Origin of the sequence: Arcticibacter svalbardensis MN12-7, assembly GCF_000403135.1 — a bacterium.
GTDB lineage: Bacteria > Bacteroidota > Bacteroidia > Sphingobacteriales > Sphingobacteriaceae > Arcticibacter > Arcticibacter svalbardensis.
Window position 1 is genome coordinate 1 of the sequence record NZ_AQPN01000057.1, and the last position, 9,425, is coordinate 9,425.

Annotated in this window: 9 protein-coding genes; all 9 read left to right on the plus strand. The window is 34.8% G+C overall.

The window, feature by feature from the left end; all coding sequences use genetic code 11:
- The first annotated feature begins 141 nt into the window (after positions 1–141).
- Entirely contained in the window at positions 142–564 is a 423-nt protein-coding gene (locus ADIARSV_RS07000) for a hypothetical protein (RefSeq protein WP_152439798.1), read from the plus strand.
- A gap of 544 nt (positions 565–1,108) precedes the next feature.
- Positions 1,109–1,393: a hypothetical protein gene (locus ADIARSV_RS07010; protein WP_040299369.1), complete on the plus strand. Its 285-nt coding sequence runs from the start codon at positions 1,109–1,111 to the stop codon at positions 1,391–1,393.
- A gap of 123 nt (positions 1,394–1,516) precedes the next feature.
- A complete protein-coding gene (locus ADIARSV_RS07015) occupies positions 1,517–1,783 on the plus strand; it encodes a DUF4221 family protein (protein ID WP_016194743.1) in 267 nt (88 codons plus the stop codon).
- Between the two features lie 161 nt (positions 1,784–1,944).
- Positions 1,945–2,421, plus strand: a complete 477-nt coding sequence (locus ADIARSV_RS07020; RefSeq protein ID WP_152439799.1) for a hypothetical protein — start codon at positions 1,945–1,947, stop codon at positions 2,419–2,421.
- A gap of 30 nt (positions 2,422–2,451) precedes the next feature.
- A complete protein-coding gene (locus tag ADIARSV_RS07025) occupies positions 2,452–4,863 on the plus strand; it encodes an alpha-2-macroglobulin family protein (RefSeq protein WP_016194746.1) in 2,412 nt (803 codons plus the stop codon).
- A gap of 24 nt (positions 4,864–4,887) precedes the next feature.
- The gene (locus ADIARSV_RS07030) at positions 4,888–7,677 is read left to right on the plus strand and encodes a TonB-dependent receptor (protein ID WP_040299373.1); all 2,790 of its coding nucleotides are present in this window, start codon (positions 4,888–4,890) and stop codon (positions 7,675–7,677) included.
- 8 nt (positions 7,678–7,685) lie between these two features.
- A complete protein-coding gene (locus ADIARSV_RS07035; RefSeq protein ID WP_083936535.1) occupies positions 7,686–8,450 on the plus strand; it encodes a GLPGLI family protein in 765 nt (254 codons plus the stop codon).
- 32 nt (positions 8,451–8,482) lie between these two features.
- Positions 8,483–9,007 (plus strand): hypothetical protein, encoded by a 525-nt coding sequence (locus ADIARSV_RS07040; RefSeq protein ID WP_016194750.1) that lies wholly within the window; start codon positions 8,483–8,485, stop codon positions 9,005–9,007.
- Between the two features lie 232 nt (positions 9,008–9,239).
- Entirely contained in the window at positions 9,240–9,383 is a 144-nt protein-coding gene (locus tag ADIARSV_RS21835) for a hypothetical protein (protein ID WP_016194751.1), read from the plus strand.
- Positions 9,384–9,425: the final 42 nt, after the last annotated feature.

Genomic DNA, 9,425 nt, shown 5'->3' on the forward strand with positions numbered 1-9,425 from the left:
GTATGGTGGAGAAGTAGCCTCCAAGTTTCCATACTTAAAAGTTAACGATTTTTTAGCCTCTAAAACCACAATGTGCCCTCAACGGTGTTGGTTTAATTGCCTTCTATTACGTTCTTTTGCCATACCAGTTGCTATAAATTGGTGCCTGCATTAAGGGTAAATCCTATTGGACATGAATGGAATACACTGTTATTAAAAAGTGGCATCTATCCTATAGAACCTTTTTGGAAAAGAGACGGCTTACGTAGCCTAAAAGCTATTTATATGCGTCAGGTGATTCACCCTGATCTTGGACCAATTGATATGCCAAAAGTGTATCGTAAAACTTTTAGACGGCATGGAAACGAACTTCTGACACATACAGTTTCAACAGGAAAAGAAATTGTCTCTTTTTTTAAAAATCCAAATTTAATTGACGTAACTCAGGAATATTTCAACACCTTTCAGATTCATACTCCTATAATCAAAACTATAAAAAAACTCAAATATGCCTACGTCTGTGTTTTAGGAGGGAAAGAAGTACCGCTACTATCGTTTCAAAATAGCGGCCGGCAAAAAGGGTAAAATAAACGAGTGCAATTTTTTTTATAATAAAAAAGGGCAACAAACAGAGGTTAGAAGTAAATTGATGTTTTCTTCATCATTGGACAGCACTGATGCAAAAAATATTGTTGACAATAACCTAATTACAGGTTCAACCTTGCAATCTTTAGACAAAAATATTGTTCCTGTATGGTTCGGATACGATTTTGGGCAACCTATAGCGTTGAGCGATTTTCAAATTTACTATGTTTTAAACTCTAGCGTTAGAAAAAACGGTGTGTACGAACTTTAATATTGGGATTTCGGTTGGAAGTCGCTTGGAGTAAGAAAATCATCCGCTACTACACCCATTTCATACATTCAGGTTTCCGAAAATGCGCTTTTGATGTTTAAGATTCATGATACTGACAAATACAGTATGATCTTCACTTATAAGAACGGAAAGCAACATTGGTATTAAAAATTTGACTTTATTAAATGTTATATTTATCTTCGATATATTAAATAAGGAAAGGAGTTAAATAAAGCATTTGTCGTACTTATAGAAGCCAAAGGTTTCCATCCTGTGAAAAAATACATCAGGATTAAAATATTTTATAATCTAAAAAAAAATCCAATAAAAAAAATTTTAAAAATTACCGGCATCACTGCCTTTGCGGCAGCATTATTTTTTACAGTATCACTTAACGGGGAAAGTAATTCTAACAATATGGATTTGGCATCATTAACAAAAATTAGTGAGGCTAATGCGGAGTGTGTTACAGGCGTTTCAGTAGGTGGCACATGTAGTTGGACAGGTCGTTGCTTTTTCTCTACGGATAATGAATGTGACCCACACAACAGTAATTAAATTTAAACTGGTAGCAGGATTGTTAAAAGCAATCCTGCTCTTATCTTACACATTTTAATAATGAATTTTAAACCATATATAATCTATTTTCTTGTCCTGTTCTTTGTTGCCTGTAAAGGAAATATGGCCGAAATAAAAAATCAGAACCAAGGGCTATTGATGGCATCTTCAAAATTAGAAGTTATTGAAACAAAAAAAATGGAACTAGATGACCATACAGCTCCTGCGCCCGAAGAAATATTAACCAACATTATTCAAAATGACGAGTACACGGCTATTAAGTATGATTCCTACAAGCAAGTATACTATCGATTTCTGCTGAGAAATATCGAATCTGATGAAATCAAAGACTGGAAAAAAAAAACCTGTTGCCATCATAATCATGGATAAAAATTTTAAATACCTATGCGAAACTAATATAGGTAATGGAGAGGATTGGAATTGGCAAAATTCTTTTGTAACCAAAGAAGGCTTAAATGTTGAATATACGGGTAATAAGAATGATGAAAGCCACCTTACACTAAAAATATTCAACCTAAAAAAAATCTAAGATGAATCAGAAAAAACTTAAATATCTGTTCCTAATTTGCATAATGATAATTACGTCATTTATATCCTGTAAAAAAACACAAGATCAGGTAGAAAAAGAACAACTAATTAATGCAATCAATCAGACCCAAATTAATGAAAATTATAGATGGATAGTGGTATTACCAGGGCTTGGATGTCACGGATGTATACAGGAAGGAGAAGCTTTTATGAGAGATCATATCAAAGATAATGATATACTTTTTGTGTTAACAAAAATTTCCTCCCTTAAAATTCTTCAACAAAAAATTGGTATGAAAATAACAGAGCAAGCCAATGTCTATATCGACAAGAAAGATATCTTTTCTATTTCTACAGACAATGGTATTTATCCATGTATCATTAAAATGGAAGAGGGTAAGGTATCTACTCATGAGTTTCAATCACCTAAAAACGGTTCTGCTTTTGCGAAGCTTAACAGCTTAATTGCTGTCAAATAAAAAAGAATATTCAATATGATTGTTAAAAAAATGAGCTTAACAGGAAGCAAGACTATATTTAAATTAAAATGGAAATATAGCATTGTTTTTTTCGTATTAATTTTCTTCAACCTGACCACTTTTTCGCAATCCAAAAACCCTATTTCTAACTTAGATAATCTTGCAGAACAGCTTCATACAAAAGCAAAAAAAATCCCTTTAGAAAACGTCTATCTACAAACAAGTAAAGGCATCTATGAGAGTGGGGAAGACTTATGGTTTAGAGCATATATATTGGATGCTCAAAGTTTCATACCTGCTGTAAAGAGCCAGACGCTCTACCTGCAATTGATCAACGAGAACAACAAAAAACCTATTTGGCAGGAACAGTATGAAATAAATAACGGTTTTACCAATGGGCAAGTCTATCTCCTAGATAGCCTTGCGGAGGGCGAATATATGTTGCAGGCCTTTACAGCAAATTCCTTTTATGCCGATAGTAATGAGTTTAAAGCTTTGCGTAAGGTGCAGGTGGTAAAGGATTATAAATCGATCATCACAAGTTCCAATACTGTAACGGCAAAATCTACGGAACAAGATAAAAAGAACATCCAGTTCAGCGTTTTTCCAGAAGGAGGAAAGTTGGTCAACGGACTACCAACCAGACTTTCCTTTAAAGCAGTAGATTCTTTTGGAAAGCCTGTAAAGGTATCAGGTATCCTCTTTCAGGATGGGAAAGCGCTCCAGAAATTTAAAAGCGAACATGCCGGTATGGGCAGTTTGGATTTTAGCCCTATAGCAGGTAAACAATACCAGATCCGGCTTACCGAACCCGCCACAGACAGTATTTTCTCTTTGCCAAAGATTCATACCGAAGGTATTTCTTTAAGTCTGATGAGTAGAGACAGTAGCAGGCTGGTTTTCGTTGTCAAACGTACAGGAGGTACAAAAGGTATGGTTTACCTTCGTGGCCAGCTTCGCGGACAAACATCCTGCATAGCCAGTGCCCTGCTGGATAAAGAACTGGTTGTAAAAATACCCTTAAAAGAATTTAGTCAACAGGGCATTGCAGAGTTTACACTTTTTGATGAGAATTTACTCCCAGTTGCCGAAAGGCTGGCATATGTGCATCCGCAGAAGAAGCTGTACATCAGCACACAACTTTCTAAACAGCAACTTAATCTTCGTGAAAAAGCAGAGCTGAAGATTAAAGTACTTGATGAAGAAGGACAACCGGTGGTAGCTCATTTGGGAGTTAGCATATTTGATAAACTCTATGAAAATCAAAAAGACGCTAAGAACATACTGAACCACTATTACCTGTCGGAACAGTTGAAAGGAAGGATTTACGACCCTACATATTACTTTGATGAAAAACATCTTCTTGAAGATAGAGAGCAAGCTCTGGATCTTTTGTTATTAACACAAGGCTGGCGAAATTACGTTTGGAGTGAAGATAATCTGGCAAAAAGTAAATCAGCAGATCAACAGCTCATCTCCGATGGCATAGCCGGAGAAGTACATTTCACTAAAAAACTGAAGCAGGCCCCAAAGGGAATCCAGTTTATACAGGCATTCAGTCCGGATGAAAAAGGGGCTTCAAAATATAGTTCATTGATAAAGACAGATAGTACGGGTAAGTTCGTGGTTACTTCGCAAGATTTTAAGGCTAGCCAAGGAGGATATCTCTATTTAAAGCCCATAAGTGTAGCTAATTTTGAACCACGTATCAGTCTGGATACTCCTTTCGCAATTATCAATAAAGCCATACAAAAGAAAGAAATTATTTATCCATCTACTGCGACCCATGAGAAGGAGAAGAAGGTATTAAATCAAAATGACGTAAGACCCTCTTCTGTTAAACTTAATGAAGTAGTGGTGAAGGCTAAAGGTATCAGTATTTTCAGGGACAAGTATCTTGGAAAATTGGATAGCTTAGCAAAAGCGGAGGTGAATACTGATTTTGTAGGAGTGCCTTGCAACGTCTTAAATTGTTTTCAACACAAGGAGGATAGGTCAAAAAAACCAATTAACGGAGAGACTTATTACGTTCATTTAGGTAAAAACAAGGAGATATTAGGCGCAGATTATCTTAATAACTTTTGGTATGGCACAAGCTCTTATCTCTATTCCAATCCTAATCTTATTTTTACTGAAAAAGAACTACTCATGAGAAACAATCTCACAAAGCAAAAAGGATACTATGCCGAAAAAGAATTTTACCAACCCAATTATGATAAGGAGCCTGCTGGAGATGGCTTGCCCGATGCCCGTAACACCCTGCTTTGGGCACCTGAGGTAATTACCGATAAAAATGGAGAAGCTACAATCAGCTTTTTCTGTTCGGACATTAATACAGCGTTTTTGGGTAAAATAGAAGGCGTAAGCGGGGATGGTTTATTGGGGATGGGTGGGTTTGAGTTTGGGGTGCTTAAACAAGAAAGGTTAAAAGAGAATAGGTAATATCAATCTATTAGAACAAAATATATGTCAAATATCAACCTAAAAGTTAAAGCGTTCTTCTTTTTCATTTTCATTTTTTTAACAATTTCTGCCCATGCCCAAAATTTATATACTGTTAAAGGAATAGTTGCAGATACAGCATCAAACATTAAATTAGGTAATGCGGTAGTCAGTATTTTAAACGCAAAAGATTCCATTTTAATAGGTTTTAAGCGAACCGATATTTTGGGTGCTTTTAACATTAAAATTACTCAACCGGGGGCGTTTATCTTGAGGGTAAGTTACCCGGGCTATGTGGGATATGCCGAGCGTTTTGCTTTGGATGATAAAAAAATAATCGACTTTGGACAATTGCACCTTAATTTAAAATCTAGGTTTTTAAAAGAAATTATAATTAAGGGAAAAGCGGTGGCTGTAAAAATAAAAGGCGACACCACGGAGTTTAATGCCGGCAGTTATGTGATTGAGCCCCACGCTAAAGTAGAAGATCTGTTGAAACAATTGCCAGGTTTGCGCATAGATCAGAACGGAAAGATCACGGCCAATGGCGATGCAGTAAAAAAAGTATTGGTTGACGGGGAAGAATTTTTTGGAGACGACCCTACACTAGTTACAAGGAATATACGTGGTGATATGGTGGACAAAGTTCAGCTATATGATAAAAAGAGCGACCAAGCTACTTTTACAGGTATTGATGATGGAAAAAAAGAAAAAACCATCAACATCAAACTAAAAGAAGACAAAAAGAACGGCTATTTTGGCAAGCTTGAGGGCGGAGCTGGTAATGATGGTTATTACCAAGCCCAAGCTATGCTCAACAGTTTTAAAAAGAACAATAAACTTGCTATTTATGGCATAAGCGGGAACAACGGAAAAATAGGTTTAGGTTGGCAAGATAATGCTAAATATGGTGCATCCAGTGCACCTAAAAATAGCATCATGAGTTTAGATGATGGTGCAGATGATTTTGAATCTTCAAATAGCAATTACAAAGGTCAAGGTTTGCCAAGCGTAAATACAGCCGGCGTTCATTATGATACCAAATGGGGCGAACGCAAACAAGGTTTAAATCTCAATTTTAAAATGGGTGATTATGGCGTAGAAGGTAATAGAGAGAAATTGACGCAAAATAATTTACCCACCGCATTAATTAGCGATAACTCGGCCCAGCAGTTCAAAAATAGCAGTTTTCGGCAAAAGTTAGATGCCACCTTTGAAACGCAATTGGACTCTTCACTAAACTTAAAAATTGCGGTATTTGGCTCCAAGCAAAAATCGGATGGATATACCGCTTATCAAACTTTTGCTATAAAAGACAGTACCAGTTTTTTAAACAACAGTAACCGAAATATTAACAATAGCCTAAAAGACGCTTTATTTGGAAGTAGTGCCTTTTTGAGTAAAAAGTTTAAAAAAAACAGGCGGACAATCTCCCTACAGATGGATTTTGTAACAAACAATAGGAACGGCGAGCAGTTTCTGAAAGCAAAAAACAGTTTTTATAACGATTTGGGAATGATAGACAGCACCCAAACCATCGACCAAAAAAAGCCGGAGAACATTAAGATTTCTACGCTAAGTTCTAATATTACCTACACAGAACCCTTATCAAAAAACTTATCTTTGGTGTTTAATACTGGTTTTTCTGTTAACCAAAGTCATGCAGACCGGAAATCTTTTAACGCTACAGCACCAGGGTTTTATACTTTGTTAGACAGCCTTTTCAGTAATAATTACCAGCTTAGGCAAAATACCCAACAGTTTGGGGCAGTATTCAATTATAGCAAAGCAAAAAGCATCATTACGGCAGGTTTGAAAACTCTTTTTTCTGATTATGAGCAGAAAGATTTGATGTCGTTAAAAAATTATTCCCGCAATTTCATCAATCTAAATCCACAAGCAAGCTATCAGTATTCGCCTTCGCAGCAAAAAAGCCTCAAAATAAATTATCAGGGTACCACCAACCAACCTACCATTACACAACTACAGCCTTTCAGAAACAATTTAGACCCTCTTAATGTTTTTATAGGGAATGCGAACTTAGAGCCGTCTTTTTACCATGCAATTGATTTTAAGTTTACTGCTAACAAAGTACTCAGCAGAAGCGGATTTATAATGAACGGGAAATATTCACTCACATCTGCCCCAATTGTTAATAAAATAAGTACCGATGATTTGGGAAAGAATACTTTTCAGTACGTTAATCTTTCTGATGATTATCTAAGTGATTTTTTATTAAGAACAGGCTTTAATAAGTTACTTAAAAAGCCGGAATTAGGGGTAAATTTATTGTTTACAGCCACAGGTAATACCTACTATAATATTATTAATACCGTATTAAATAAAACTACCACCTATAATTATTCAGTTACTACATCTGTTTCTGGATATAGAAAAGCTAAATATTCTTGGTTGATAGTTGTTAATCCCAATTACAATTCGGTTAATGCCTCGCTACCAAACAGTTTTGATAATAGCGGTTGGGGATTAAATGGCGAAGCCGAAATGGAAATTTTTCTGCCTGCAAAATTCTCCCTAAGAATGGAGGGATTGTATGATTATCGGGCAAAGACCCAATCTTTTAACAAAGATTTAAACCAAATCATTTGGAATAGCACTTTAAATAGAAATTTTTTAAAAGACAAAAGTCTTAAGTTTTCTGTTGGCGTAAACGATTTACTGAATCAGAATAATGGTTTTACCCGCAACAGTTTTAATAATATGTTTGTACAGGAGCAATACACTACTATAAAAAGATATTTCCTATGCTCGCTGAGCTGGGATTTCAACAAAACAGGAAACGTTAAACAATAATAAATCGCATGAAAATATTTTATTTTTTATTCTTTATGTTACTATGCACAACCGGGAATGCGCAGTATGTTAAATTTGCTACCAGCGGAATTATTACCTATGAAAAAAGAGCCAACATGTATGCAATCATAAAAAGCAATATCAATAAGGATAACGAAACCTATATGCAGAAAAGCTTTGAAAACTATCAGAAAACGCAACCCCAGTTTAAAACTTCCATCAGTACCTTAACTTTTACACAAAACCAGAGTTTGTATAAACCCGGTGAAAATAATGAAACCGTAAATAATATTTTTTTGTTTCCGGCTTTTGAGCAGAATAATCTAGTATATACCGATATAGCTAGCAAAATAAGTTGGTCTCAGAAAAAAGTATTTGAGGAGACTTTTTTGGTAAAGGATAGTTTGCGAAACATAAAATGGAAAATTACAGATGAAACCCGCAATATAGCAGGTTATGAATGCCAAAGAGCTAATGCCATTATTATGGATTCTATATATGTGGTGGCTTTTTACACTGATGAAATTATAGCTACGGGTGGGCCCGAGTCTTTTACCGGTTTACCCGGAATGATTTTAGGGATTGCCCTACCACATGAACATGTTACTTGGTTTGCCACCCAAGTTGTGGATAAACCTGTTGCCCTAAAAGAATTAAACCCACCCATAAAAGGAACGCCCGTCAATAGAAATACCTTGAAGAATAGCCTGCAAAATTCTTTTAAAAATTACAACAAGTTTATTCAGGATGCTTTGAGGTTTTATTTGCTTTGATTTTTTTATAAAACTCAAAAAATATTCATATTATGAAATGGTGTGTTTTATTCCTCCTAAATTTAATTCTGTTTTGCAGTTTAGCCTGCAAAAAAAATATCACTAATACCCTAAATCTACCTGATTTTAGTAAAATAAAAGATAAAGAAATTATCGTAAGTAAACTAATATTATTAGGTAAATATGAAGATTTAAGAATACAGACTGAAACCTTAAAAGATTCCAATTACTTGAATCAATTTGGGCTTAAAGAAAACAGCATTTACGCTGATGATTTATCTAATGTAAAAAACATAAAAGAACAATTGGCTTTAAATGATCTTTTTGATATAGAAAAATCTTATCCATTAAAAGACACTACACCAACAGCCACCTATGCTTTTTGTGAAGTATATAGCCCTGTTGTACAAAAAGCTGCCTTAAGATTTAGCTCCCAAGGTAAACTAATATTATGGTTTAATGGCGAGAAAATCTTTGACAAAGTAAATAATCATTATTTACAAAAGGATCAGAACATTATCAGTGTAAATTTAAAAAAGGAAAAAATATTCTTTTAACAAAAATTTTTAATAGTGTAAAAAAGCCCCATTATTGGAAGTGCTATTTTTCTTTTTCTTCACTATTAAGTGTCGAAGACAGATACTTATCTTCTAAGGAAGACAATTTTATTAAAAATTCTTCATCAATAAGCGATACGCTTAATTTTAACATTGGGGGGTTCCTAATAACCTACCTTAATTTATAAGTACAAAAAAGCGAATAAACGAGCATAAATGATTAAATTTAGATATGAAAAAACGGGAACGCACACTCTTTGATTTTATGGATCATCAGGATAAATTAGGCAATTATAAAGACCCTTTAAAAACACTTGATGAACATATTGATTGGGAGGGATTCCGTGAATTAATCAGAGTGGTTTTGCTACAATAGATTATAGGGGGCTTCCAATAACCTACCTTAATTTATGATTAC

Bases quoted from the DNA above. Each gene is read 5' to 3' on its own strand.
- ADIARSV_RS21835 (WP_016194751.1), top strand. From the start codon at position 9,240: ATGAAAAAACGGGAACGCACACTCTTTGATTTTATGGATCATCAGGAT.
- ADIARSV_RS07020 (WP_152439799.1), top strand. From the start codon at position 1,945: ATGAATCAGAAAAAACTTAAATATCTGTTCCTAATTTGCATAATGATA.
- ADIARSV_RS07040 (WP_016194750.1), top strand. From the start codon at position 8,483: ATGAAATGGTGTGTTTTATTCCTCCTAAATTTAATTCTGTTTTGCAGT.
- ADIARSV_RS07030 (WP_040299373.1), top strand. From the start codon at position 4,888: ATGTCAAATATCAACCTAAAAGTTAAAGCGTTCTTCTTTTTCATTTTC.
- ADIARSV_RS07025 (WP_016194746.1), top strand. From the start codon at position 2,452: ATGAGCTTAACAGGAAGCAAGACTATATTTAAATTAAAATGGAAATAT.
- ADIARSV_RS07015 (WP_016194743.1), top strand. From the start codon at position 1,517: ATGGCCGAAATAAAAAATCAGAACCAAGGGCTATTGATGGCATCTTCA.
- ADIARSV_RS07035 (WP_083936535.1), top strand. From the start codon at position 7,686: ATGAAAATATTTTATTTTTTATTCTTTATGTTACTATGCACAACCGGG.